Source organism: Candidatus Amarolinea aalborgensis (assembly GCF_900491745.1).
Lineage (GTDB): Bacteria > Chloroflexota > Anaerolineae > SSC4 > Amarolineaceae > Amarolinea > Amarolinea aalborgensis.
The window spans coordinates 145,813-171,061 of record NZ_UETR01000004.1; the positions used below are offsets into that span (position 1 = coordinate 145,813).

30 protein-coding genes are annotated in these 25,249 nt (G+C 61.9%); 23 read left to right on the forward strand and 7 right to left on the reverse strand.

The window, feature by feature from the left end:
- Positions 1-97: 97 nt before the first annotated feature.
- Together ACPQ6D_RS07115 and ACPQ6D_RS07120 are read right to left on the reverse strand one after the other, a co-directional pair.
- Positions 98-661, reverse strand: coding sequence for a DUF4126 domain-containing protein (locus tag ACPQ6D_RS07115; protein ID WP_423223612.1), 564 nt, complete (start codon positions 659-661; stop codon positions 98-100).
- Positions 662-694: 33 nt separating this feature from the next.
- Positions 695-1,396 carry a class F sortase gene (locus tag ACPQ6D_RS07120; RefSeq protein ID WP_423223613.1) on the reverse strand — a complete coding sequence of 234 codons (702 nt, stop codon included), beginning with the start codon at positions 1,394-1,396 and terminating at the stop codon, positions 695-697.
- Positions 1,397-1,572: 176 nt separating this feature from the next.
- Between ACPQ6D_RS07120 and ACPQ6D_RS07125 the strand changes: the two genes are divergently transcribed.
- The 11 genes from ACPQ6D_RS07125 (at position 1,573) to rpsT (ending at position 9,056) form a co-directional block, all read left to right on the forward strand.
- On the forward strand, positions 1,573-2,043 hold the full coding sequence (locus ACPQ6D_RS07125; RefSeq protein WP_423223614.1) for a cytochrome c maturation protein CcmE: 471 nt from the start codon (positions 1,573-1,575) through the stop codon (positions 2,041-2,043).
- A 17-nt stretch (positions 2,044-2,060) separates the two neighbouring features.
- The gene (locus tag ACPQ6D_RS07130) at positions 2,061-3,992 is read left to right on the forward strand and encodes a c-type cytochrome (protein WP_423223615.1); all 1,932 of its coding nucleotides are present in this window, start codon (positions 2,061-2,063) and stop codon (positions 3,990-3,992) included.
- A complete protein-coding gene (locus ACPQ6D_RS07135; RefSeq protein ID WP_423223616.1) occupies positions 3,989-4,708 on the forward strand; it encodes an ABC transporter ATP-binding protein in 720 nt (239 codons plus the stop codon). The genes ACPQ6D_RS07130 and ACPQ6D_RS07135 overlap by 4 nt, the downstream gene beginning before the upstream one ends.
- Before the next feature lie 25 nt (positions 4,709-4,733).
- Positions 4,734-5,405 (forward strand): heme exporter protein CcmB, encoded by a 672-nt coding sequence (locus tag ACPQ6D_RS07140; RefSeq protein ID WP_423223617.1) that lies wholly within the window; start codon positions 4,734-4,736, stop codon positions 5,403-5,405.
- A 20-nt stretch (positions 5,406-5,425) separates the two neighbouring features.
- Positions 5,426-6,145 (forward strand): cytochrome c biogenesis protein, encoded by a 720-nt coding sequence (locus ACPQ6D_RS07145; protein ID WP_423223618.1) that lies wholly within the window; start codon positions 5,426-5,428, stop codon positions 6,143-6,145.
- Positions 6,146-6,168: 23 nt separating this feature from the next.
- Entirely contained in the window at positions 6,169-6,297 is a 129-nt protein-coding gene (locus ACPQ6D_RS07150) for a hypothetical protein (protein ID WP_423223619.1), read from the forward strand.
- A gap of 7 nt (positions 6,298-6,304) precedes the next feature.
- Entirely contained in the window at positions 6,305-7,126 is an 822-nt protein-coding gene (locus ACPQ6D_RS07155; RefSeq protein WP_423223620.1) for a cytochrome c biogenesis CcdA family protein, read from the forward strand.
- Positions 7,119-7,790 carry a TlpA family protein disulfide reductase gene (locus ACPQ6D_RS07160; protein ID WP_423223621.1) on the forward strand — a complete coding sequence of 224 codons (672 nt, stop codon included), beginning with the start codon at positions 7,119-7,121 and terminating at the stop codon, positions 7,788-7,790. The genes ACPQ6D_RS07155 and ACPQ6D_RS07160 overlap by 8 nt, the downstream gene beginning before the upstream one ends.
- An 8-nt stretch (positions 7,791-7,798) precedes the next feature.
- Entirely contained in the window at positions 7,799-8,053 is a 255-nt protein-coding gene (locus ACPQ6D_RS07165; RefSeq protein WP_423223622.1) for a glutaredoxin family protein, read from the forward strand.
- Positions 8,028-8,696: a DUF2085 domain-containing protein gene (locus tag ACPQ6D_RS07170; protein WP_423223623.1), complete on the forward strand. Its 669-nt coding sequence runs from the start codon at positions 8,028-8,030 to the stop codon at positions 8,694-8,696. The genes ACPQ6D_RS07165 and ACPQ6D_RS07170 overlap by 26 nt, the downstream gene beginning before the upstream one ends.
- Before the next feature lie 78 nt (positions 8,697-8,774).
- A complete protein-coding gene (gene rpsT, locus ACPQ6D_RS07175) occupies positions 8,775-9,056 on the forward strand; it encodes a 30S ribosomal protein S20 (protein ID WP_423223624.1) in 282 nt (93 codons plus the stop codon).
- 113 nt (positions 9,057-9,169) lie between these two features.
- Here the strand turns inward: rpsT and ACPQ6D_RS07180 are convergent, their stop codons facing one another.
- Positions 9,170-9,943 carry a type III pantothenate kinase gene (locus ACPQ6D_RS07180; protein WP_423223625.1) on the reverse strand — a complete coding sequence of 258 codons (774 nt, stop codon included), beginning with the start codon at positions 9,941-9,943 and terminating at the stop codon, positions 9,170-9,172.
- 72 nt (positions 9,944-10,015) lie between these two features.
- Here ACPQ6D_RS07180 and ACPQ6D_RS07185 point away from each other — a divergent pair, with 72 nt between their 5' ends.
- On the forward strand, positions 10,016-10,513 hold the full coding sequence (locus ACPQ6D_RS07185; RefSeq protein ID WP_423223626.1) for a hypothetical protein: 498 nt from the start codon (positions 10,016-10,018) through the stop codon (positions 10,511-10,513).
- Positions 10,514-10,608: 95 nt separating this feature from the next.
- Here the strand turns inward: ACPQ6D_RS07185 and panC are convergent, their stop codons facing one another.
- The 4 genes from panC to panD are packed head-to-tail and all read right to left on the reverse strand — an operon-like array spanning position 10,609 to position 13,728.
- On the reverse strand, positions 10,609-11,442 hold the full coding sequence (panC, locus tag ACPQ6D_RS07190; protein WP_423223627.1) for a pantoate--beta-alanine ligase: 834 nt from the start codon (positions 11,440-11,442) through the stop codon (positions 10,609-10,611).
- Positions 11,439-12,368, reverse strand: coding sequence for a 3-methyl-2-oxobutanoate hydroxymethyltransferase (gene panB, locus ACPQ6D_RS07195; RefSeq protein WP_423223628.1), 930 nt, complete (start codon positions 12,366-12,368; stop codon positions 11,439-11,441). The genes panC and panB overlap by 4 nt, the downstream gene beginning before the upstream one ends.
- 13 nt (positions 12,369-12,381) lie before the next feature.
- Positions 12,382-13,311 (reverse strand): Rossmann-like and DUF2520 domain-containing protein, encoded by a 930-nt coding sequence (locus ACPQ6D_RS07200; RefSeq protein ID WP_423223629.1) that lies wholly within the window; start codon positions 13,309-13,311, stop codon positions 12,382-12,384.
- Between the two features lie 3 nt (positions 13,312-13,314).
- Positions 13,315-13,728: an aspartate 1-decarboxylase gene (gene panD / locus ACPQ6D_RS07205; protein WP_423223821.1), complete on the reverse strand. Its 414-nt coding sequence runs from the start codon at positions 13,726-13,728 to the stop codon at positions 13,315-13,317.
- 547 nt (positions 13,729-14,275) lie between these two features.
- Here panD and ACPQ6D_RS07210 point away from each other — a divergent pair.
- The 11 genes from ACPQ6D_RS07210 (at position 14,276) to ACPQ6D_RS07260 (ending at position 25,194) form a co-directional block, all read left to right on the forward strand.
- Positions 14,276-14,716 (forward strand): DUF3566 domain-containing protein, encoded by a 441-nt coding sequence (locus ACPQ6D_RS07210; protein WP_423223630.1) that lies wholly within the window; start codon positions 14,276-14,278, stop codon positions 14,714-14,716.
- A gap of 220 nt (positions 14,717-14,936) precedes the next feature.
- Positions 14,937-15,731, forward strand: coding sequence for a zinc ribbon domain-containing protein (locus tag ACPQ6D_RS07215; RefSeq protein ID WP_423223631.1), 795 nt, complete (start codon positions 14,937-14,939; stop codon positions 15,729-15,731).
- 24 nt (positions 15,732-15,755) lie between these two features.
- The gene (locus ACPQ6D_RS07220; RefSeq protein ID WP_423223632.1) at positions 15,756-16,499 is read left to right on the forward strand and encodes a zinc ribbon domain-containing protein; all 744 of its coding nucleotides are present in this window, start codon (positions 15,756-15,758) and stop codon (positions 16,497-16,499) included.
- Between the two features lie 243 nt (positions 16,500-16,742).
- Positions 16,743-17,468, forward strand: a complete 726-nt coding sequence (locus tag ACPQ6D_RS07225) for a hypothetical protein (RefSeq protein ID WP_423223633.1) — start codon at positions 16,743-16,745, stop codon at positions 17,466-17,468.
- A 2-nt stretch (positions 17,469-17,470) separates the two neighbouring features.
- Positions 17,471-20,242: a helicase HerA domain-containing protein gene (locus ACPQ6D_RS07230; protein WP_423223634.1), complete on the forward strand. Its 2,772-nt coding sequence runs from the start codon at positions 17,471-17,473 to the stop codon at positions 20,240-20,242.
- A gap of 6 nt (positions 20,243-20,248) precedes the next feature.
- On the forward strand, positions 20,249-20,458 hold the full coding sequence (locus ACPQ6D_RS07235; RefSeq protein WP_423223635.1) for a hypothetical protein: 210 nt from the start codon (positions 20,249-20,251) through the stop codon (positions 20,456-20,458).
- An 18-nt stretch (positions 20,459-20,476) separates the two neighbouring features.
- Entirely contained in the window at positions 20,477-20,794 is a 318-nt protein-coding gene (locus tag ACPQ6D_RS07240; RefSeq protein ID WP_423223636.1) for a hypothetical protein, read from the forward strand.
- A 112-nt stretch (positions 20,795-20,906) separates the two neighbouring features.
- Complete coding sequence (locus tag ACPQ6D_RS07245) at positions 20,907-21,467, forward strand: hypothetical protein (protein WP_423223637.1); 561 nt, start codon at positions 20,907-20,909, stop codon at positions 21,465-21,467.
- 21 nt (positions 21,468-21,488) lie between these two features.
- Positions 21,489-22,109 (forward strand): DUF3800 domain-containing protein, encoded by a 621-nt coding sequence (locus ACPQ6D_RS07250; RefSeq protein WP_423223638.1) that lies wholly within the window; start codon positions 21,489-21,491, stop codon positions 22,107-22,109.
- A gap of 322 nt (positions 22,110-22,431) precedes the next feature.
- Positions 22,432-23,793 (forward strand): hypothetical protein, encoded by a 1,362-nt coding sequence (locus ACPQ6D_RS07255; protein ID WP_423223639.1) that lies wholly within the window; start codon positions 22,432-22,434, stop codon positions 23,791-23,793.
- A gap of 573 nt (positions 23,794-24,366) precedes the next feature.
- Positions 24,367-25,194 carry a WD40 repeat domain-containing protein gene (locus ACPQ6D_RS07260; protein WP_423223640.1) on the forward strand — a complete coding sequence of 276 codons (828 nt, stop codon included), beginning with the start codon at positions 24,367-24,369 and terminating at the stop codon, positions 25,192-25,194.
- Positions 25,195-25,249: the final 55 nt, after the last annotated feature.

Consider the following 25,249-nt stretch of genomic DNA (forward strand, 5'->3'; position numbering starts at 1 on the left):
CGTCTCGCACGGTCTAGGGCTGAAATCGCAGCATGGTCGTGAACATGGCGCATTGTGAATCTGTGCCGCGATCAGCGGGTCTTGGTGTTGGTTTCGCTTAGGGCGCGGACGGGTTGCGGCGGCTGAGAAGGCGCCAGACGAGCCAGGCAATGATCAGCACGATGAAGATCATGACCACGGGCACAATGATGGCGGTGAGCGAGACGGTGGCCGCGATCACATCTTCGGCCGTGCTGACGATGGGATTGCCCAGCCCGGCAGTGGTGGCGCTCACCACCGGCCGCGCTGTGGCCTTGACCGCATGGACGCCGAAGGCCAGGATCAACCCGCAGGCCAGCGCCAGTACGGGGTGAACCTCGCTGACGGCGTGACTGCTGGCCGCAAACAGAATGGCGCCGGCCGCGGGTCGCACAAAGGTTTGAATCGCATCATTGATGTGATCAATACCCACGATCTTGTCCGCCAGCACTTCGATCGCCAGCAGCACCACCAGCAGCCCAATGATCCACGGATTCTCCAGCGTGTCCCAGGGTGCGCTGAGCGTGATCAGATTGGTGAAGCGCGCCAGCAGCGCCACGATCAACAGCGGCACATACGCATTCAACCCGGCGGACGTAGACAATCCAAACGCCGTTAAGATACCCGAAAACGCCTCAGTCATCCTTCACCTCCCGATGGGCAACGATGAATAATCTTACTCCGCCACCACATACACCCGAGCCGGGAACGGCCAGAGGTTGGCGCCGCCGCAGGTCACCAGGGTGAGCTGTTCATGGTCGGTTGACCCCAGGAACACCTGGTGCTGCTGCCATTCGGCATCGCTCTGGCTGCGCCAGGGCGCCGAAGTCACCTGCTGCACGTGGTAGACATACTGTTGCCCGCCAGCCACGGTGACGGTGATGGGGTCGCCGATTTGCAGGCGGGCCAGGTTCACGAAAACGCCGCGCCAGTTGGCGCGCCCACGGTTATAGTTGTGTCCGCTTAACACCACGTTGCCGCCAGCCCCGGGATTAGCCGAGCCGATGAGATGACCGACCAGGTCGGGCCGGCTGGCCGTGGCAAACAGGCTGTCCGTGTCCCATGCCAGGTTGCCGTTGGCATCGGCTTTGTAGTTCAGTTGAACCACGGCGCGATCTACGCCCAGCCGCGGAATCTGCAGGCGCACGGGCGGGGCAAACCTCGGCGATGCCGCGGTCGCCGACATGGCCGGGGATGCCGTCAGCGGCGGCAGCGCCAACGGCGCCGGGCTGGAGATGGTCAAGATGCGCATCTGCGCCTGCTCCTGGGCGTCGAGCCGGGCTTGCAGCCATAGGCCGATCACGAGCGACAACAGCAACGCGCCGGCCATCATCAGCGCCCTGCCGAACAGGAGTCGCCGGGGTTTCATTTCAGACATCGTTTGCCATGATCATCATTTCCTATTTGTCTCGTGACCTTATTATACCGCAAACCAAAGGTTGATGCAGTTCACCATGATACATCGCGAACCAGTGATTTTTGTCGTTGACAGTCTCACGGTCAAATGATATAATAGGCCCGCAGTAACAAACTAACCGGAAAGAGGTATCTTCCATGGCCGAATCAGCCGCCATTCCACGCATTCAGACTGGCGCCCGCACAGCGAACAAACAAATGAAGTTCATCATCGGCGGCGCTCTCATCGCGGCCGTGATCCTTTATCTTATCGTTTCGATGATTGGCAGCGATGGCGCTTACTACAAAGAAGTCAGCGAGGTCAAAGCGCAGCAGTCGGCGCTGATTGACCGTAAGCTGCGCGTGAGCGGCTTGGTCGAAACCAATACGGTCAGTTGGAGCGCCTCCGACTTCAACCTGAACTTCACGATTTTGGATCAGAAGGGCACCGGCGAGAAGCTGGCCGTTCATTTCCACGGCGTGCAGCCCGACAACATGACGCGTGAAGGCTCCATTGCGATTGTGGAAGGCCGTTTGCGCGCCGATGGCGTGCTCGAAGCCGACACGCTGCTTCTCAAGTGTCCGTCGCGCTATGAAGAAGCCCCGCAAGAAGTCAAGAAGATCAGTTAGCGGACGGTGGTGACACGTTGAATCGAAACATCGTCCAGTCCAGGGCGACAGACGCAGCGCAAGGCTGTCCCCACCGCTCACGCGCGTCGTCCGCAGCCCTCTCTTTATTGATCTTTGCCGCGCCTCTGACCGTGGCGCTGATTCTCTTGCTTTCCTCTCCCGCCTCTGCCATGCCGCAGACTCAGCAGCCGCCCCCCGTGATTGCGGACGCCCGCGCAGGCCTTGCCATCTACACCGCAAAGTGCGCCCCATGCCACGGCGACGCGGGCATGGGCAATGGCCCGCGCGCCGCGCAGCTGCAATTTCCACCGACCCAATTCGCGGACGCTGCCGTCATGTGGGAAAAAGCGCCTGCTGATCTCTTCGCCGTCGTCAAGAATGGCCGCATCGAGCGCCTGATGCCGCCTTTCGGGCAGAGCACCAGCGATCAGGACATCTGGAATGTGCTGGCTTTTACCTGGTCACTGCACCATGATGCGGCTGAGCTGCAGCAGGGTGAAACGGTCTACAAAGCAAACTGCGCCAGCTGCCATGGCGACACGGGTAAGGGCGACGGCCCCGCGGCCGACGGCGCGCTGCCCGACCTGACCGACCTGGCGGCGACGGCCAGCCAGAGTCAGCGCGCCTGGTTTGAAGTCTTGAAGAACCCAGCGCACAGCAGCGTCGCCAGTCTGAAGGATGATGACCGCTGGGCCGCGCTGGAGTTTGTGCGCACCTGGACCTTGCCGCCGCTGACGGCCCACGCCTACACACCTGGCGTCGGTCTCATTTCTGGCGTCGTGACCAACGATACACCGCAGGGCGATCCCACCGGCGGCCTGACCGTCACCCTGAGCATTTTCGATGACTTCAACCTGATCACCGAAATCAGCACCACAACCTCTGTCACCGGGCTGTATCGCTTTGACAAGCTGGACACCGACCCCAGCTGGCTGTACGTTGCCAATTTGTCTTTCAAGGACGTGCCCTACAGCACGGGCGTGATCACCTTGACCCAGCAACAGGTGTCACGGACCGGACCTATCTCGGTCTACGAGCCAACCACCGACGCCAGCAGCATAGCGATCGAGCGGGCGCATTGGTTTTTCGAGTTTGATCAGTCGCAGATGCTGGTTGCGGAGCTGTACATCTGGAGCAACAACAGCGACCGTGTCTATGTGGGCGCGCCATCGGCTGCGACAACCTCTACGGTCAGGAGCGTTTTGCCATTCGACCTCCCGAACGGTTTTCAGAACTTGACCTTCGATGATGGCGACCTGGGCCGGCGTTATCAGCCTACGGCGACCGGCGCCGTGGACACCTTGCCGCTGCCCCCTGGGCAAGGCGTGCGCCAGACTCTGCTGCGCTACGTCATGCCCTTTTCCTCCTTGACGCTCGATATCAAGCATCCCGTGGCCGTGGCGCTGCGCAGCCTGAACGTGCTGGTGGCCGACGTCGGGGCCAAAGTAACAAGCCCTGATTTGCAGGAAGGCGCGCCGCGCCAGGTGGATCAAGCCACGTATTTCAATTTCACGGCCAGCGATGTGCCGGCGGGCAAGACGATTGAGCTGGCCATGACCAATTTGCCCTTCAATCGCGCGCCGCAAACGGCCGCGGCCGTGCAGGCTAATTCGCCCTGGCTCGCCGTTGGCGTGGCGGGACTGGCTGCGCTGGGGCTGCTCGGCGTGCTCCTCTACGCGGTGCGGCAGCGCCGGCAGGCGGCGGAAGCCGAGGCCGACGACGATGAGCCTGAGGAGGTCGCCGCGCTCGCCGTGGCCGATCCCGACGCCTTACAGCGTCGGCGCCAGGGCTTGATTCTGGCGATTGCCCAATTGGACGACAGTTATGCGGCCGGCAAGGTCAACGAAGCCGACTACCGCAGCCGACGCGGCCACTTGAAGACCGATCTGTTGGCCGTAGCGCAAGCCCTGGCCGATTTGCAAGACGCGGCTGAGGCAGGCGCGGCATGAGCGACGCCGCGCCCATGATCGAAGTCCGCCAGGTGCGCAAGGCGTTTGGGCCGCACCAGGTTCTGCGGGGCATTGACTTGACCCTGGCGGAAGGCGAACGGGTGGCTTTGTTCGGGCCGAATGGCGCGGGCAAGACGACGCTCGTCCGCATCATCTCAACCTTGAGCAAAGCTACCACCGGCCAGGTCCTTCTGGGCGGCGTGGATGTGCGCAAGGCTGGCGACGATATTCGGCGCTACCTGGGCGTTGTCAGCCACGCGCCGCTGCTCTACGATAATCTGACGGCCTGGGAGAACCTGGCTTTCTACGGCGCTATGTACGATGTGCCCAACCTGGGCGCACGCGCGGAAGATGTCTTGCGCCGCGTCGGCCTGTGGCTGCGACGGCTCGAACCGGTGCGCACCTTCTCGCGCGGCATGGTGCAGCGCCTGGCGATCGCGCGCGCGATTCTGCACAACCCACCGATCTTGCTGCTAGATGAGCCGGACACAGGACTGGACCAAGCCGCGGCCGATATGCTGCGCCAGGTGCTGGAAGATGTGGGCGACGCCGGGCGCACCATCCTGCTCACCACGCACCACCTGGAGCGCGGACTGTCCTGGGCAGGCCGTGCGCTGATTCTGAACGGCGGCAAGATTCGTTATGATGGACCATCGAAGGCCCTGACTGTGGCCGATTTTCAGCAGATTTATCGCACTCATACGGAGGTTGCGTGACTAATCGCAACCAGACTGAACGACGATGCGCTATTTAAGAAAAGTAGCTGCCGTCTTTTGGAAAGATGTCGTCGCAGAACTGCGCACCAAGGACATCTTCAGCGCGATGTTCGTCTTCGCTTTGCTGTCGGTGATCATTTTCCAGTTTGCGTTCGATCTACGTGTGGACAATGCCAGGCAGGTCGTGCCCGGCGTCCTGTGGGTGGCAATCAGCTTCTCCGGCGTCCTGGGGTTGAATCGGTCTTTTGTCCTGGAAAAGGATAAAGGTAGTCTGGAAGGACTGTTGCTGACCCCGGTGGATCGCAGCGCGATCTATTTTGGCAAGATGCTCGCCAACCTGGTATTCATGCTCGTGGTGGAGGCCTTTCTTGTTCCCCTGTGCATGGTGCTCTTCACGGTTCCCCTGTTGACGCCCGCGGTCCTGCTCATCGTTCTGCTGGGCACGATCGGCTTTGCGGCCGTCGGCACTATTTTTGCCGCGTTGTCGGTGAACACGCGGGCGCGTGAAGTGCTTCTGCCCATCCTGCTCTTACCGGTAATGGTGCCGGTGCTCATCGCTGGAGTCCGCGCCACGGGCGGCCTGCTGGATGGCGACGCGCTGGCCGATCTGAGCAACTGGGTGCAGCTGCTTGTCGTGTTTGACATCATGTACATCGCGGCGTCGTTCATGACCTTTGATTTCGTCGTCGAAGAATAAAGACCGAGAGGAGAAAACAGATGACAGCACAGCGTAATCTTCCCCTCACCATTCTCAATACCATTACCGGCGCGGCCCTGCTAGGTTTTTTGTATATGGCCCTTATTTGGGCGCCGCCGGCTGCCAACTTGCAGGGCGCTGAACAGGACGCGCAGCGCATCTTCTACATTCATATGGGCAACAACGCGGCCGCCGGCCTGGCTTTCCTGGCGACCTTCATCGCTGGCATCCTTTACCTGGTTACGCGGCGCAAAATTTGGGACACGATCGGCGTGTCGGGTGTGGAGCTGGGCATTGCCTTTGCCACCGGCACCCTCATCACCGGTTCGATCTGGGCCAAGCCAACGTGGAATACCTACTGGACCTGGGATCCGCGGCTGACCACATCGGCTATCGTCTGGCTCCTGTACATCGCCTACCTGATGCTGCGCGGCGCCGTGGAGAATCCTGAACAGCGCGCGCGCTTTGCCTCGGTGTACGGCATTTTTGCCTTCATCGGCGTACCGCTCACCTATTTCTCCATCCGCTGGTGGCGGACGATTCACCCGGTGGTGATTGGAGGTGAAAACGCTGCGGCCCAGGGCGGTTTTGCTATGGGCCCCAGCATTCGCCTGGTCATGATGCTGGGCATGGCGGTGTACACCCTGCTCTTCATCACGCTCATGATTCATCGCGTGCGCCTGGAGCAGATGCGTGATCGTGTGGCTGTGCTGCGTGAACAGCGCACCGCGCAATCATGACCATTTGCAGTTAGGAAAAAGATATGCAATACTTAGTTGCAGGGTATGCCTTCGCCCTGGCTATCGTTGTGGGCGTCATTGTGAGCCTGATCCGGCGCTACCAAGCCCTGAATCAGGAGATCAGCGCACTCAACGAAGAACCTGAGAAGTGAGCCTGGCATGGATATCGGGGTCATACCGGCTTTTGTAGCCGGCTTCATCTCATTTGTGTCGCCTTGCGTGCTGCCCCTGGTGCCAGCGTATATCGGATACCTCGGCGGCACCGCGGTCACCACCGCGGGCACGACGCAGCGCAATAACTACGTGACCTTCTTGCACGCGGTCTTCTTCGTGCTTGGGTTTACCAGTATTTTCGTGCTCCTGGGCGCCACGGCCAGCGCCGTAGGGCAGCTGCTCAACCAGGAAGTGTATACCATTCAGAAGATCGGCGGCGTCATCGTCATTCTGTTTGGTCTGCACATGATGGGCCTCTTCACCGCGATCGAACGCGCCATCCAGGCGCGACCGACGTGGCGTGACAGCGTCGTGGGCCAGGTGGCCCTGCCGGCTCTGAAGTGGTTCAACTCCCTGCTTTACACCGAAAAGCGCGTTCATGTACAGGCCAATCCGACCTTGGGCTTCTTCTCCTCCTTTCTGGTCGGCATCTTTTTTGCCGCTGGCTGGACGCCGTGCGTCGGACCGATCTTGGGCACGATCTTGCTTGCGGCCTCCTCGGCCGAATCGGTCGGCCGCGGCACCGTCGTGCTGACAGCCTATTCCCTGGGTCTCGGCATTCCCTTCCTGCTGACGGGTCTCCTGCTGGAGTCTATGACCGGCGTTCTGCGTCGCGCTCGACCCTATCTTGGCGTCATCTCGTTCATCAGCGGCCTTTTCTTGATCTATGTCGGCTTCCTGTTGTTCACTCATCAACTTGGCGTGCTGGGCGCACGCTTGCAGGAACTTCTCCCCTGGTTGACGGAGTTTTCAACCCGCAATGGCTAAGCAACAAAGCGTTTTGCGCGGCGTGATCACACGGATACCCAGCAGACAACATCGGCTGCGTTTCCTGGTGAGCGGCCTTCTCTTGCTGACGCTGGCTGCCTGCGGTTCGACTGAGCTCGCCGAAGTCGGCGCGCCATCTGCATCCACGCCCGCGTCGAGCGCCGGGGCGACCCTGCGCCTGCCGGCCAAGCCGGCTGATGAGCTGGCGACGGCCGCCATGCCCGCCAACATCAATAACGACGGGGCGCAGCCGACGGCTAAATCCCCGGCGCCTGATTTTGCCCTGCGCTACGCGGATGGCGCCGAGGTGCGCCTGAGCGACCTGCGCGGACACCCCATTCTCATCAATTTTTGGGCCACCTGGTGTGGCCCCTGTCGCCTGGAAATGCCTGACATTGTGGCGGCGTATGAGAAGCACAAGGATGCCGGTTTCATCGTCATTGCCGTGAACCTGGAAGAGAGCGCGGACAAGATCAAACCGTTTGCCGAGGAGTTGGGCATGGCCCTGCCCATTGTCATGGATGATGGCCTCGCCGCGCGCGCGTACCAGGTGCGCGTGATGCCCAGCTCGTTCTTCATTGACCGTGAAGGCAAGATCAGCGCGCGCTGGTTAGGCGTCCTCACCCCTTCTTTGATCGAGAAGAACCTGGCGCCCATCTTATAGCTGGCGTGATGCACACAATCACTCTGTATTCCAAAGACGGCTGCCATCTGTGCGAGCAACTGCTGCACGTGTTGCGCCCGTTGGCAGATGAACTGGGCCTACACGTGCTGGAGGTGGACATCACCACAGATCCGGCGCTGTGGCAGCGTTTTCGTTACTTGATTCCAGTCGTCGCCACACCGACGCGTGCGTTCTTTGCGCCGATTGATATGGACGAATTGATGGAGGTCCTGCGAGATGTCAACACCTGGCCCATTGGCTGATCGTGTGCCCGCGCCGCCGGACCGCTTCACCCAGACCGTGAATAGGTTAGTCGCCTGGGTTGCGCGTCATTGGCTGCTGCTGTTCAGCGTATTCCTGATTCTCTACCTGGCCATTCCCATCAGCGCGCCCATCCTCATGCACAGCGGCCATGAGCGCCTGGGCCGTATGATCTACAGCCTTTATCGGCTGTTGTGCCACGAACTGCCGGAGCGCTCCTATTTTCTGTTTGGCCCGCAGCACGTCTACTCGCTGTCTGAACTGACTGCGGCGGGCGTTCTGCCTGGCCTGGGCATTTTTGAGCGCCCTCTCTACCTCGGCGATGTGCAGCACGGTTACAAAATCGCCCTGTGTCAGCGCGACCTGGCGATTTACGGCTCGTTGCTGCTCGGCGGCTGGCTGTTTGGCCTCCTGCGCAACCGCCGCATGACCTTGCCGCGGTTGACGATCAAGACCTATCTCATCTTCGTGGCGCCGATTGCCCTGGACGGCTTCACGCAGTTGTTTGGCTGGCGCGAGAGCAATTATGTCCTGCGCACGGCCACCGGCGCCATCTTTGGCCTGGCCTCAGCGGGTCTTGCCTATCCCAACATCGAGGATGCGATGCGCGATGCGCTGCGGGGGCTTACCGTTCAAGCCCCCTAAATTGGACAGAAGCGGCCTGTTCGGCTATACTAGCCGTCTATCATGAAACGGTAACTAGAAGATTGTGGAGGAGAGTTCGTGGCTAACCATAAGTCTGCGATTAAGCGCATTCGCCGCAACGAGCGGGCACATCAGCATAACCGTCTGGTCATCACGTCCATGCGCACCCATCTCAAGGGCGCACGGGCAAAGTTGGCTGGGAGCAGCGAAGCCGACGCACAGGAGTCTCTGCGCAAGGCCGTTAGTGCCCTGGATCATGCGGCCCAGAAGGGCGTTGTCCATCGCAACAATGCAGCCCGCCGCAAGTCACGCCTGATGTTGGCCTACAACAAGGCTGCTGCGGCCCGTCAAACGGCCTGATTTTTCAGTAAATTGTTCATCAGAAAAGTCCACGTCGCACCCACCGCGGGGCGACGTGGACTTTTTGTTTGTATCGAAGAACCCTGGTTGCGCTGCAGCCAAAAAATCCTGGCTCAGGCTGCCTGGTTCAATTCCCAGATCAAGCGCAAGCCCGCCAATGTAAGCCAGGGGTCCACCACTTCGAGCGCATCGGTATGGCGGGCAATCACCTCGCCCAGGCCGCCCGTGGCGATGACTTTCATGTCTGGCCCCAGGCGGGCGCGGAAACGATTGACCAGCCCCTCCACCAGGGCCACATAGCCCAGGAAAAGCCCTGACTGCATGGCCTGCACCGTGCTTTTGCCGATCACATCGGGCGGCGCAGTCAGCTCCACGCGGAAGAGCTGCGCCGCGCGCTGACCTAACGCATCGGCCGCAATCGCCAGACCCGGCGCAATCGCGCCGCCCAGGTAGTCGCCCTCCGCGCTGACTGCGTCGAACGTCGTCGCCGTGCCAAAATCTACCACGCAGGCTGGCCCGCCGTAAAGCTTGTGCGCGGCCGCCGTGTTGACGACTCGGTCCGCGCCCACCTCGCGCGGATTGTCCACGCGCACGCGCACCCCGGTGCGCACGCCTGTGCCGACCACCAGCACCTTGCTGTGCAAGTAGTTTTCGCCCAACTCAACGAACGGCTGCGTGACCGCAGGCACCACACTGGCGATGATCGCGCCGGTCACGCTGCCCGGCACGGCGAATCCGGCGCGCTCCATCAGGCTGAGCACGGTCACCGCGTACTCGTCGGCCGTCTTGCCGTTTACCGTATTCAACCGCCAGTGGGTCTTGAGCGTCTCGCCCTCGTACAGCCCCAACACAATGTTCGTATTGCCAATATCAACGGCCAGTAACATGATCCTCTCCGTCTCGTTGCTGTTCAAGCGCTGCCGCCGAATGAATTCGGGGCGCAGGGGCGTTCCGCCACGATGTCGGCCGTCGCCGACCGGCTGCCGCCGAATGAATTCGGGGCGCAGGGGCGTCCCGCCACGATGTCGGCCTGCGCCGACCGGCTGCCGCCGAATGAATTCGGGGCGCAGGGGCGTCCCGCCACGATGTCGGCCTACGCCGACCGGCTGCCGCCGAATGAATTCGGGGCGCAGGGGCGTCCCGCCACGATGTCGGCCTGCGCCGACCGGCTGCCGCCGAATGAATTCGGGGCGCAGGGGCGTCCCGCCACGATGTCGGCCGTCGCCGACCGGCTGCCGCCGAATGAATTCGGGGCGCAGGGGCGTCCCGCCACGATGTCGGCCGTCGCCGACCGGCTGCCGCCGAATGAATTCGGGGCGCAGGGGCGTTCCGCCACGATGTCGGCCTACGCCGACTGGCTGCCGCCGAATGAATTCGGGGCGCAGGGGCGTCCCGCCACGATGTCGGCCTACGCCGACCGGTTCTGCGCCCACGCTTGCCCTGAGCCTTCGGCGTGAGCTCAGTCGAACGCTTGTCGAAGGGCAGGTGGGCGCCTGGCGGCACGCCTCTTAGGCCCGATTTCAATCGCTGATCACTGTTTGCCCGTCTGCGTTCACAACACCAGGTTGTCAATCAACCGTGTGCGCCCGATGCGCACCGCCAGGGACAGCAGGACGCCCTCACGCGCCGGCTCATGCAGTTCGGCCAGGCTCTGGGCGTTGGCCGCGCTGACGTACTCCACCGCCGCCAACGGCTCCGCCGCCAGTACGTCGAGCATGCACTGGCGCAGCTGCGCCGGGTCGCGCGTGCCGTCCATCCAGGCCTGCTGCGCAGCGGTCAGCGCCCGATGGAGCACCGGCGCGGCGCGGCGCTGCTCCGGCGTCAGATAGGCGTTGCGACTGCTCATGGCCAGGCCATCCGGCTCGCGCACCGTCGGGCAGACCACAACCTCCAGGTCGAAATTCAGATCGAGCGCCATCGTTTGAATCACGCGCGCCTGCTGCGCATCCTTCTGCCCAAAGTAGGCGCGCGTCGGGCGGGCCAGGTTGAACAGCTTGGCGACCACCGTGGCGACGCCGCGGAAATGCCCAGGCCGGCGCGCGCCTTCGAGCGGCAGCGCAACCTCCTCCACCGTAACGTAGGTCTGAAAGCCGGGCGGATAGACAGCTTCGGGCGTTGGCGTGAAGACGATGTCGCAGCCGGCCTCCGCCAGCAGCGCCAGGTCGCGCGGTAGGTCACGTGGATAGGCGGCCAGGTCTTCATTGGGGCCAAACTGGGTTGGGTTGACAAAGATGGTGGCGATGACATGGTCATTTTCGGCGCGGGCGCGCGTCGCCAGAGCGATGTGCCCGGCGTGCAGATAGCCCATCGTGGGCACGAGGCCGACCGACCCGGTCAGGCTGCGCCGCGCCGCGTGCATGTCAGCGATAGAGGTGATCTGGATCATGATTTGCGCTTGCCATTGCCTCCATAGACGGCGACGATCGCGTCAGCGCTGGCTGCGTCAGCCGGGTCAGCGGCGGCCGCGGGCGCGGCGTCGGCGGCCGTAATCAGCGCGGACCAGGTGGCTGCCTCCATGTGGACGCTGTGCGCTTCCGTGGGGAAACTACCGGCCTGCACCTCAGCGGCATACGTGCTCAGCGCCTCACGCGCGGCCTTCCCCAACTCGCCAAAGCGACGCGCGTGCTTGGGCACGAAATCTTCGAACAACCCCAGCATGTCATGCCACACCTGCACCTGGCCGTCGCAGCCGGGGCCGGCGCCGATGCCAATCGTGGGCACATGGACGCGCTTGCTGACCAGCGCGGCCAGTTCGGCCGGCACCAGCTCGAGCACAATGGCAAACGCGCCCGCCTCTTCCAGTGCAAGCGCGTCGGCCAGCAGCTGTCGCGCCGTTTCCAGGCTGCGACCCTGCACCCGGTAGCCGCCGAACTGATTGACCGACTGCGGCGTCAGGCCGATGTGGCCCATCACCGGAATGCCGTTGTCGGTCAGGCGGCGCACGGTCTCGGCCATGCGCGCCCCGCCTTCGATCTTGACGGCCTGCGCGCCTGTTTGCTGCATCACGCGGCCGCAGTTGACGAGGGCCTGCTCCGGGTTGACGTGGTAGGTCATGAACGGCATGTCAACCACCACCAGCGCGTTCTGCGTGCCGCGCACCACGGCTTTGGCGTGATGGATCATCTCCTCTAGCGTCACCGGCACGGTGGATTCATAGCCGAGCATGACCATGCCGAGCGAATCGCCGACCAGGAGAATCGGCAGCCCTGCGGCCTCGGCCAGGCGTGCGCTCGTGTAATCGTACGCCGTCACCATCGGGATCCGCTCGCCGCGGTCCTTCATCTGCTGAAAATGGCGAATCGTTTTGCGCATATCAAACTCCTTGTCAGGTTTCCTTTTTCACTGCCTGCGCCACGGCGTCCAGCGCCTGTGGGTCGAGGTTGAGCGCCTGGGCCAGGGGCAGCGTTTGGCAGGCCAGAGCGCGATATAAGTCGGCCAGATCGGGGGCTTGCGCGGTCAGCGCGTCCAGGTGGCGCGTGATGGTGGCGGCGTCGCCGCGGCGGATGGGGCCGGTCAGCGCGCCCGGTAGACCGACGGCTGCCAGGTTGTGCACGGCGCCCTCGGTCAAGCGCAGGAGCGCGGCTGCGGCCTGCGCCGGGGTCAGGACTTCGGCGAGCTCAGTCGAGCCGCCGGCCTGCGTCAACAGGCGCACACCCACGCTGAACAGCGTCACGACATAGTTGCTGGCAAAGACTGCGCCCGCATGATAGAGCGGGCGCGCGCCTGGCTTGAGCCACTGCCAGGTTCCGTTCAGTGATTCCGCCAGCGCCGGCAGCCAGGTGCGCAGCGGGCCTGCGCCTTCCAGGGCGAAAAAACTGCCTGGCAGCACCGCCCGCGCAGCTTCAACCGTGGCAAACGCCTGCAGCGGATGGAAACCGCCGATCCACGCGCCCGCGGCCTGGGCCGGCGCCAGGGCAGCCACTTCCACCGCGCCCGAACAATGCGCCACGCCTTGCCCGTCGCGCCAACCGCCGGCCTGCGCAATCGCCTGCGCGCAATCGCCGATCGCGCCATCCGGCACCGTCAGCAGCACCAACTGCGCCTCCGCCAGGCAGGCCGGATCGTTCCAAGCCGCCGCGCCGATCTGCTGCGCCAGTCGGCCGGCCGAGTCGGGCGAACGGCTCCAGACGCCGCGGATTGGCCAGCCGCGTTGGCTGAGCAGCAGGGCCAGCGCGCTGCCGACGCGGCCCGCGCCCGCGATCGCCAGCGCGGGGCGGTGCGTCTCGTCGAATTCGGCTGCGCTTGTGGTCAGCATGGTTCAGTTCAGACTCAACTCTGGCACAAAATCGGCGAAGCGCGTATTAGCCTTCTCTTCGGCCGTCACCTGCACGATGCGATTGTTCGCATCTACAAAGACCACTGTCGGCGTCCAGGGCTGGGGAATTGGCTCCTGCACCTGCGCGTAGGACATGATGATCACCTTGTCGCCGGGAGAAACCAGGCGCGCGGCGGCGCCGTTCAAGCAGACCTCGCCGCTGCCGGGCGCGCCGGCAATGACATAGGTCTCCAAGCGCTGACCGTTATCCACGTCCACCACCTGCACCTTCTCGTATTCATATAAATCGGCTGCAGCCAGCAGCTCGGCGTCAATCGTGATACTGCCAATATACTGAACATTCGCGCCCGTCACCGTGGCCCGATGAATCTTACTCTTGAACATCGTGCGTACCATCATCGTATTTCACCCCCGCAGCGTATCAAAACAAAAAAACCCCTCGCGCCGGCGCGCGAGAGGTTGCTCAATCAGCCTCAGTCCACCTCGCCGTCTCGGTCGTCGTGCGATCCAAGCGACATCGTAACATATGATGTTTTCGATCCGTCCCCGCTTGCCGCCACCGCAGTGGTCAACAGCGAATGAATTATAGCAGGTCTACGGCGCATGGCAAGTAGGAATGGCTCCAGATTGCAGATTGGCGGAGCAGCGCATTCACCCTCGCGGGTCTGCGCATTCAGGTTGTATGAATCGCGCAATCTATGAGGATCATGCAAAGTTGATAGAGTTTTGAGAGAAAGATGGAAGACATATGAGGGTATTTATCATGTAGAATATAGGCAACGTGACATGTTGCCCATTGTTTCCGTTTGTCATGATGCGCCAATCTGCTTCCAGGATGTGGCCGCAATTCACCTACGCCATAAAGGAGTATATGATGAACTGTCCAAACTGCAACACTCAAACCCCAGGTCCAGGGCCATTTTGCATGGCATGTGGGTATCGTTTGCCGACAAGCGTACCCGTGCAGGCGCCTGTAGCACCGCCGGCGCCGGTAACGCAGACGCCAGCGTATGTGGGCGTGCAGCCCTCGGCGGCTCCGCTGCCCGTACGCCTCGCGCGTGGCTCTCTCGCCACTATCCGTCAGGTCTCTGCGGCCTCCGTGTTCAAGGTCACGTTCGTGATCTATTGCCTGTTGTTCGGATTCTTTGGTTGTCTCTTCGTGCTGTTGCCTGGCTTATTCGGCAGCAGCTTGCTTGGCAGCCTGGCTGGAGACCGCGATGGCCTCAGCGTTCTCGGCGGAGGCATGGTCGCCACGCTGGTGTTTTACGTCTTGTTGGTGGTTGTTGGCGCTTTTGTTCAAAGCATCGTCACCGTCATCGCCGCGCTCATCTACAACGTAGCTGCCAGCTGGGTTGGCGGAATTCGCGTCGAATTGGAGTCATAAGGGCGGTCAGGATATGATGCACCGCATACCTGCGGAAGTAGATAATGTATTATCATAGGACACTACCTCCTTGCACATGCTGTCCGAAATACCCTGTTGGCATGGCGTTCACAACGCCTTGCTCGTGTATCTACTCCATGCTGTGTAGCACGAGTCGGCTGATCAATGGGAATGCCGAATGAGCTACTGACCCTTCAATGATGAACAGGAGATGTGAGCTATGAGTTTCATCAAATCTGTGCGCCAGCAAGCGGATCGCGCTACGCTGGAGGCGGACAAACTTATTCGCATTCGTCGTGAGCAGGCCGCGGTTGCGCAACTGCAGCGCGACATCAGGGTGCACCTGGATGCGCTGGCAACGGCAACCCTGGCCGCTCATCGCGCCGGTAATCTTGAACAACCTGAATTGACCACGATTTGCCTGAAGATCGAAGCCATGGAAGCTCAAATTCGTCAACACGAGGGGCGCGTCGCGGCGATTCGGGCAGAGCAATTGGCGCCAGGATTACCACTCACCGATCCTCAGCAGCTCATGCTGCCCTGCCCAACCTGTAAGCAGCTAATTCCTGAAGTGGCTGCGTTCTGTCCGCACTGTGGCAATCGTGTTGTGCGACCGGCCGCGGCCACGGTAGTTTGTCAGGCCTGCGGCGCGCAGATGAAAGCGGGTGCAGCTTTTTGCGCGGCTTGCGGCCATGCTGTAACGGCCTCATCAAAACGATGCGCTGGCTGTGGTGCACCTCTGCCGGAGCAAGCTGCTTTCTGCGCAGAATGTGGCACGCGCGTGGTCAAAGCGACGGTCGGACAGTCCAGCACCCTTTCCGTTCCTGCATCTCTGGACGTTGGTATTGACACTGAAGCCCCGCCAGAAGCCAGCCCAGCGTCCGAGGCCCTTGAATCAGGCCAGACTGGGCAGACGGCCGAGGCTGAACCGCCGATAACGAAGCCTTGCCCAACCTGTCATCTGGAATTGCCGCTGGAAGCGGTCTTTTGCCCTGATTGCGGTACACGAGTTTAAGGAAGGTAACCGATGAGGCAAAGAATGACATTCTACAGGCGCCAATTGACAGTCCTGGCGCTGTTGACCTCGTTGCTCCTGGCGCTGAGTGCATGTGCAAAGGCCGAAGTGGACGTCACCCTTCTCAATGACGGACGTTACAACGCGACCACCACGCTCACTGTTTCGGCGCAGGGACTAGCAGCGGTCGGCGGGGCATCAGTCATCGAGCAACAGCTCGATCAACTCGTCGCCGACACGCGTGCGGACGGTGTAGAGGCATCTTGGCGCAAAGGTCGCGCCAAGAACGCCAACGAACTGGTCTATACCATTGATTTCAAGGGGAGCGGTCAGGATCATGCCAACTCTACGGGCATCCAAGTGGCGCCCGTAGATTTTGAAAAGCGCAAGGCATTTCGTTTCGAGATGTCTAACCAATCCGGTGACCTATCCGATTTTACTGTCACCTTGCATGGAGGTGAAATCTTGCAGACAAATGGCAACCTGATAGATCACAGTACGGTAATCTGGCGCAATCATTATGGCGCCATGACTGCCGTGCTGACGCCGGCCAGTAGTTTTCCTGGGTGGCTGGTCTGGGTTGCCCTCATCTTCGCCCTGCTCTGCGCAGCCGGCTATATCTTCTATCGTCGCACGGTATATGGACGGGGCACGTCTGCTGTGGCTGTCAGTGACTCGAACAGAGTCTTCTGTCCTTCCTGTGGGACGCCCGCGCTGCCGAATACTCGTTTCTGTATGAACTGTGGAAGTGAAATGCCGATGCGTTGAGAGGAATCCTCAGTTACAGGAGGCTTTATGACGTGTGCAAATTGTGGTGAAACAAACCCCGGTCCTGGGCCTTTTTGCATGACATGTGGGCAACGACTGGTCGCACCCCTGGCGCCTTCAACACCGGCGCCGTCGTTAACCGACTGGCATGACTCGCATGACGTTGTTGCACCTCCCCCACGGCCGCCTGCGGCCATGAGCACCGCCCAACCTACCGGACCTTTAGCAACGCCAAATCACCCCATGGGTGATCGCCCAGCCACCGTCCCTGTCAGCATTTGGGGGCCATTCGCCGGCTACGGCACGCGCGGTCGCCACGTGTCTTGGCTCATCAACGACCAAGGTGCACAGGCGGATGCGTTGCATGACATCGTGGCCGCGCGCTTCGAACGCCGCGAAATCCCCGAAGCCAGCGTGGCGCCGGTGAAGCTGGTGCGCCAGGGGGTGCTGGTGGACACCCGGCCGTACTTCCTCATCCGCCGGGGTCTCACCACTGCTGGGCTCTACGTCGCCCGCTTCGGTAAGGACCTTTTTGTCTCGCAGGTCACCTATTTCAAAGGGCCGATCAGCACGATGCGAATTCTGATCGTGGTCGCCATGTCTCTGTTTGCCGTCCTGTATCCTGTCATCTTGAACCAAGCTTCCGGTCAGGTTAGTGCAAGCTTATTTGGCGGGTTCGGCGACAGCCTGGGCAGCTTGATGCTCCTCGCCTGCTGCTTGGGGCCGTTCTACCTTATGAACTGGTTGGCCCTGGGCATCCTGGTGCTTTTCAGCGGTTACAAATACCTCACCGACAAGGATATTCTAGCGGCGCTGCGTGTGCCCCCCAACGAGTTCGATATTGATGATACCGTGGCCTTGGAGAAGTCGGTGGAACAGACCGTGCGCGAGGCGCTCGACGCGGTTGGCATCGAGCAGCGCCTGATGCCGCAGGCCGCCGAGTATGGATTCCGCCGGCGGTTGATCTGACGATGGTTGCGCTGCAAACTTTCCCTGATCAGGCCCACGAATCGCCGGAACGCGCGCTATGGCCGGCCCATGGGCTGGTCGCCGGCGCCAGCGGAGCCGCGATCCCCGTGCAGCGAGTCGTCGTCGGCCTGCGTCTGCCCCATCTGCCCGACTTTCTGGCCGATCAGACGTTGGTCGGCGGGAGCGATGCCGAGCGGCTGGCGGAACTGTTCGAACGCCAGGCGCAGTTCATCGCCAATCTCTGGAAGTGGCAGAGCGCGGCCTTTAGCTTGCGCTACATCTACCGGCCGGAGCGTGCGGGCGTAGAGATCGCACTCTTGGCGCGCATCCTGGCGCGGCCCGAGGCCGCGCAGACCGCCGCCGAACAGCTGGCGGCCGACCTGACGCGGCTGGCGCAGACCTTCGGCCTGCCGGTAAGCGAGGTGACGACCCTGCCTGAGCTGACCGCCTTGCGAACTCCGCTCGCCTCGTCCTTCATCGTGGAGGTGCGGCAGCGGGAGGATGTGGTTAACTTTTCCTGGGCGCAGGGCGAGGCCTACGTGGTTTACCCATACTGGCAGCCGGCCGGCGCGTTTCTCCAGCCCTTTGAGGCGTTGCTGCGCCAGGGAGCGCCGTGCGTCATCAATCTGCACCTGGAGCCGACCCGCCTCAGCGATGCCGAGTACCGGACGCTGGCGGCCGCAGCCGCGACCGCGCAGACTGCGGCCGACTGGCAGCGCAGCGCACACAGCGTCGAGTACAGCGGGCGTTGGGCCGATCCACAGGCCGCCGCCGTCGCCCGCGTCTATGCCGCCCAGTCGCGCCGGCTGAACCAACCGTTCGTGATGGTCGCCCAGGCCGCCAGCTCGGACCGCTTTGCGGCGATGAGCATTGCCCAGACACTGGGGGCCGCGTTCACCGCTCGATCGGCGGCCAGTCGGGCCGACGACGAGCTGATCTCCGCGGCCGAGGTCGTCTATCCGGGTACGGAGGCCGAGGCGCAGTCCGCCGCGCGCACCCTGAACCACTTGATCCTGACGTCGTGGGGCCACACGCAGGCCAAGCAAAGCCCGGCTTTGCAGCGTTTGCGCTACCTGACCGACGCGCGCGGCGCGGCAGCCCTGTTCCGCTTTCCGATCGCGGTGCGCGGGGGGGTACCCGGCATCGAGGCGCGCGAGCCGATGCCCGATTTCGAGCCGGGCGGTCGCGGCTTGCAGGTGAATCCGGACGAGGTCCACCTGGGCAGCTTCCAGCGCGGCGGCGCTGTGACTGTTCGGCTTAAGGATCTGGCGCGCCACGGCTTGATCGCGGGTCTGCCGGGCAGCGGCAAGACCAACACCTGCCTTTACATCCTGCGCCAGCTACAGGAGCGTCATGTCCCGTTCCTGGTCATCGAGCCGGCCAAGACCGAGTACCGCGGATTGATACGCCAACCAGGCTTCGAGAACTTACTGGTATTCACGCTAGGTGATGAGACTACTGCCCCCTTCCGACTAAACCCGTTCGAGCTATTGCCCGGCGTGCGGCTGGAGGTGCACCTGGAGGCGCTCAACGTCGCCATCAATGCGGCGATGCCCCAGTTTGGTGTGTTGCCGTCAATTATCGAGGAGGCGCTGGAGGAAATCTACACAGCCAAAGGCTGGTTGCTGACTGACACTGGGCCTGAATTCGAGGCTTCAGGGCCGAACCGGCGCCTTTTTCCTACGCTGGCGGAGTTCTACCGCGCGGCGGCGCAGGCGGTGAAAGACCGCGGTTACCGGGGTGAGCTGAACGACAACATCCAGGCCGCAGTCAAGGGGCGGATTGGCAGTCTGCTGCGCGGCAGCAAGGGGCGCATGTTCAACTGCCGGCGCTCGCTCCCGCCCGATCTGTTGTTTGGCCAGCCCGTCGTGTTGGAGTTGGATTCGCTCAACGACGACGCCAAAGGACTGGCGATGATGTTCCTGCTGATTCTGCTGCGTGAGTATCGCCAGATGCAAGCGCGGCGGTCCGGGGAGGCAGCCGGGCTGCGGCATTTGCTGCTCATCGAAGAGGCGCACCGCATCATGGAGAATGTCGCGTCGGCCGGTGTTAGTGAGGTTGCGGCCGACACGCGGGCCAAGGCTGTGCGGATGATCAGCGACTTCCTGGTAGAGATGCGCGCCTATGGCCAAGGTGTGTTGATCGCCGAGCAGAGCCCGGAGAAGCTGGCGCCCGACGCGGTGCGTAACACCAACCTCAAGATTGGTCATATGCTGCCGGGGCGTCAGGATCGCGAAGCGTTGGCCGCGGCGATGATCATGGATGAAGCCCAGGAACGGTTCATGGGCAAACTGCGCGTTGGCCAGGCTGCAGCTTTCATGACGGGGTTTGAGAAAGCTACCTTCATGAGCGTGCCGCCGTATAAGGACAGCGTGAGCTTTGCTGACTTTCTGCCCGACGTCGAGGTGCGCCAGCATATGGCAGGCTTCTACGCCCAGCAAATGCGGGCGCTGCTGCCGTTCGACGGCTGCCGTTTTTGTGCGGAACCGTGCCAGCATCGAGAGCAGATCGAGCCGGTGACGCGGCGCAAAGAAACGGTGCAACGGTTTCACGCCGCGCTCGCCGCTTTCGACGAGCGGCCAGAACCGCTACATTGGCCGGACAACTGGCAAGGGGTGGCGGCCGTCTGCGGCGAAGCCGCAGCCCAGGCCGGTCGGTCGGGCCAGCGCGAAGCAGCCTACTGCTACCTGGCCCACGAAGTGGATTTTCCGTTTACCGAGCACATGCGCCGGTCATTCGTGCGCGCAATTGAGACGTTACCGGCGAGTGGATGAACAATCATGCCGATAGAAAAACTAGCCATGGATGCAACGTTCGACGCGGCCAGGTTCGCGGCGGCTGCGGTCAAAGACACCTGGTCGGTGCTAGATGCGGCCGCGGAGAAGCCCGCGCCGAGCCGTTATCTCGGCGCGAAAGCTGTCCAGGCCATCCAGGGCGTGACGGACCAGGCGCAGAAGATTGCCGGCGCCGCGGTGCAGGCCGCAAACTAGACTAACCGGAGGTGTTCGATGCCATCCGACATGGCGGACGTACAAGACGTCCAAGAAGCAAACGACACAATTCAGGAAGCGGCCGACGCAACCAAGCCGCTAAGCCTGGCGGGCATAAAGGCGATGCAGGGCGGAGATGTGACAGGGCAGCCTGGCCTCCCAGCTGACTCCCAGCCCGCGGTCGCCACCACAGAGTTGGGCGCCGACGTCCGCGCGGAGACAGGTCCTGAAAAGCCAGAGGTCAAGCTGTACCACAACACCCTGGAAGTTAACAAGGAGACCCGTCCAGCGGGAACGCCTGAAGGTTGGCAGCCGGGCGGGCCGGAGAGAGGTTAATGCCAGGCCCGGCGCTGATGATCCAAAGTGGAGAGGGTAGTAGCCTGATGAGAGATCGGTCATGCCGGCGTAATCTTCCTCAATCTTGTAGGTACTATGTTTGGGAGCATACATGACATTGGAAACAGCAGACACCCAAGACGTACAGAAGGTCGCGGATTCTGCACAAGAGGCGGCCGGGGCGAAGCTGCTGAGCCCTGTGGGAATGAAAGCAATGCAGGGAGAGACAGACACACCGGCCAAGTTTGGCACGTTTGCACACGAGGCTTATGGATACGCAGCGGAAGATAGGTACGGCGATGCTGCTTACATTGAGCGCCGTGTTGGCGTGACGAAGCCTGACAGCTCGTTGGCTGAGGGCGAGATTGATCTCGCCGTCGGAAACGCTTTGATCGACTATAAGACCTGCTATATGCGGGATTGGACCACGACCGAGGCGCGGGCGGCTGCGAGCAAACACGGGCAACAAATGAAGGAGTATGTGGATAGCCCTGATACCCCTGCCAATGCGAAAGGGTGGATCATCGCCACGGTACCGCCCGACTCGCAGGTAGTGCGGGATGCGTATGCTACCACTCTGAATGAGTACAACGTTGGTGTGAAGTTCGCCAAGAGCGAAGACCAGGCGTCCGTAATGGAGGCGGTAGACAAGGCTGTTAAGGATTCACCGTGAGGCATCAAGGATGACCCTGCCATGCTTACTCTGACCTTTGCCGGTGATGAAGCGGGGGATGTCAGCTTCGCCTTTGGCAAGGGCGCCTCTCGCTATTTCATCGTGGCAGTCGTTGCAACGTCTGATCCTGACGCACTGCGTCAGATCTTGGCCGAACTGCGACAGAGATCCGGCTTGCTTGCCGAGTACGAGTTCAGCTTCCACGCGCTGTCGTCGGCGCCGCTCCGCCGGCGCGTCTTTGAAACTCTGTCCAATGCGGATTTCGAGAGCTGGGCCATCATGGTAGATAAGACCACCCTGTCTGATCCGTTCAAGGTCATGCGTCGGCTGGACTTCTACCTTTACTTCGTGACTGAGCTGATCCGGCTGATTCCCAAGGAAAAACGCGACGGTGCTACCTTGATTCTGGATGAATTCGGCTCAGCCGCCACGCAGCGGACGCAGCTACGCCGGTTCATGGCGGCCAGAAGCATACCACGCAGCTTCAAGCGCATCCTGGTCAAGCGCTCCCGGAGCGAACCGTTGATCCAGGTTGCCGATCTCATAGCCGGGGCGGTCCTGCGGCGCGACGCCAAGGCAGACGCCGAGGCCTACGAATACCTGAAAGGGAAACTCCGGAGAGTTTGGGAGTATCGAGGATGACAGACAATAACCCGCCCCTCTAGCCCGATCCTTCGCTCAGAAGGGGGCAGGCCGCCACACTCGGCGACTTTTCGCGGGGCGGGAGAAAGCCTGGCGGCTTTTTACCTAAACATAGTATCGCGCTGTTGGAGGCGCGTGTCAAGCCCGAGGCATCATGGTTAACCAATTACCTTACTGTCCCCACTGCGGTGCGCAGCAGCTAAAACCGAATGCGCGCTTTTGCCATATTTGCGGGCGGACGATCCCGACAGCGCCCACGCGTGAGCCCCCGTCCGTCGTGGTTGCACCCACGAAATCGCGGCGGCTGAGCGCATGGTGGCTAATGCCGCTGCTCGTTGCTGGAGTCGCGGCGCTGGCCTTGTTGGCCTGGGAGCCAGGGCGCAGTCGGGTAAATGACTTCCTGGCGGGCATTCGGACGGATGCGACCGAGATCGTTCCTCCTACGTCGGTACGAGCCGTGCCTGGCGACGCGACCGCAGGCCTGACCCGAATCGTCTCCCTGGCGCCAACCGCAACGCCGACTGCATCGGCGACCCGCGCTCCTCTACCTACCGTGACGCTGCGGCCGACCGCAACCTCGATGCCCACGGCAACTTCACGGCCGAGCGATACCCCGACAGCGGCGTCGCTGGCAGGGCAGTTCCTGCCTGTCTCGCTGCAAGGGTTTGTCAACGCCAGCACCACGGACGGTTACGTTGCGCCGCCGCTGGGCGATGTCGTTCTCTCCGGCGTGCATTTCAGTCTGGGCCAGGGCGGCAGCATCACCACCCAGGCTGCGCCGCTGCCCAACAACCCGAAGAGTATCTCGCTGCCTGTCAAAGTGCAAGCGCCGGAGGCAGTCTACCTGCTTCTGACCGGCGGCGACCTCTACAGCCGTTTCGCTGGTCGGACCGTCGGCAAGGTGCGCTTGGTCTTCGACGACGGCAAGGTGCATGCGGTGGATCTGGTGGCCGGGCAGAACCTGCGCGAGTGGAAGCAGTCCGGCGAGGTTGTCAGTCGCACGAGCAGCCCGAACGTGACCGAGGCCTGGCGCGGGGCCAACCGCGACGATGAGAATACGGCTGTGATTGACATGCTGCGGATTCCCATACCGTCTGGGCTGCAAGCCGGACGGCTGGTCAGCATTGAAGTGGTTGACTTGAGCGCCGAGACGGTCGGCGACCTAGATCCGGCCTTGAATCTCCTGGGCGTTAGTGTCGCCTTGAAGCCGGGGACGACCGCAACGCCGACCGCGCAGGCGTGTCGTATTGCGACAGGTGATGCGTTCCGGTCGCAATGGCAGCAGCAGCGAACGCGGCTGGGGTGTCCGCTCAACCAGGCTACCCAGAGCAGTGCGGCCACCGAGCGCTTCGAGCGCGGCCGTATGATCTGGCGCGAGAACAATGATATGATCTACGTGCTGAACGATGATGGCGACTGGACCGTTTACGGCGATATTTATATTGAAGGCGCACCGGAGCCGGAAGGTTTTCAGCCGCCTGCCGGTCTCCACACCCCGGTGCGCGGCTTCGGCGCCATCTGGCCTGCGAAGCTGGGCGGAACCAGCGCGCGCATCGGCTGGGCCACTGAACCGGAATATGCACTGCCCATCCTGTTCCAGGATTTCCAACAGGGATTGATGCTGGAGATGGAAGGCAGGGTATACCTGCTGGAGGACGACGACAGTCGCTGGCTGGCGTTGTAAGGAGAAGCGATGGCAGATCAGAGTCTCTTTTGTCCTTTCTGCGGGGCCGAGCAAACAAGAATGGATGCCCGTTTCTGCCACCTGTGCGGGCGAATGCTCTCGCCGCCCCAGGCTGCGGTCTTATCCACCGCTTACGGGCCAATACGACGTCAGCGGAACTTCCGGTGGCTGTTGGTCGCGGTGGGCGCAGTAGCAGCCGTCCTGCTGATCGTTGCGTTCACAGCCCTGCGTACCCGGGAAGATAAGGCTGTGGCGGTATTGCCAGCGCCCTCTACCCCGGCGGCGCTGTCCTTAACCACGCCGGTCTCATCTACCGCGACATCCCCGCCCACGGCTGCCACGCCGGTGCCACCTACGGTGACGCCCGTACCCATGACTGCCACGTTGGCTGCCCCCACGGCAACACCTCAATCTGCTACAGCCACGCTGGCGCTGCCTACCGTGACACCGCAGCCGTCGAAACGCCCTGCGCGGTTGGGTCCGAGTAATGTGGCCCAGATATCCCCCCTGGTTACTTTGCGGGGGCCGACTTCTGTGGATCTGGATCACATCGCTATCTCGCCGGACGGCCGCATGCTCGCCACAGGATCGGTCAACACGGACGCCCCGGCCATCCGAATCTGGTCGTTGCCGGATGGCAAAATCATTCGCACCCTTCCAACCACAGACAGAACCGCTGCCCTGGCCTATTCACGCGACGGTCAAACCCTGGTGGTCTGCTTGTGGAACCTTTCGATGCAACTCTGGGGAACAAACGACGGCCAACTAAAGCGCACACTCAATAGGCAAACAACGATTGTCATGAGCCTGGCATTTTCTCCTGACTATTCCCTGTTGGCATCGGCCGGACAGTATGGAGGAGGGCGCGGCCGGAGCGAAATCATTCTCTGGCAAACTAAGGACTGGACTCCATTTCGCGTTCTGGTCGAGAATTGGGGCGGTGTCAGAGGAGTGGCGTTTAATGCGTCAGGCGCCTTGGCTGCGGGCGGCGATTTCCGCAAGGCATATGTCTGGTCGCCCGATGGTAGTCTGTGGCACACATTTGAAGGGCATACAGGCCAGGTGAATGACGTGGCTTTTTCGCCAGAGGGCACATTTTTGGCTTCAGCCTCAAGCGACCAAACCGTGCGTCTTTGGGACATAAACGAAGGGATCTTGACGCAAACGTTGGCAGGACACGGAGATCGGGTCAACGCCGTGGCATTTTCGCCTGACGGTGCTATCTTGGCTGCTGGCGTCCAGGATGGTCGGATATGGCTTTGGCAGCCTGCTGACGCCAGTGTTCTGCGTGTTGTGAACGGGCATGAGCAAGGAATCACCGACTTAGCGTTTACGCCCAACGGATCCCTCTTGGTATCGGTCGCATGGGATGGTACGCTTCGACTGTGGGGGATTCCATGAATCGAAACCTCAACTCCGCGCAAGAAGGTTCAAATACACCTGCTCTACAGTGGTG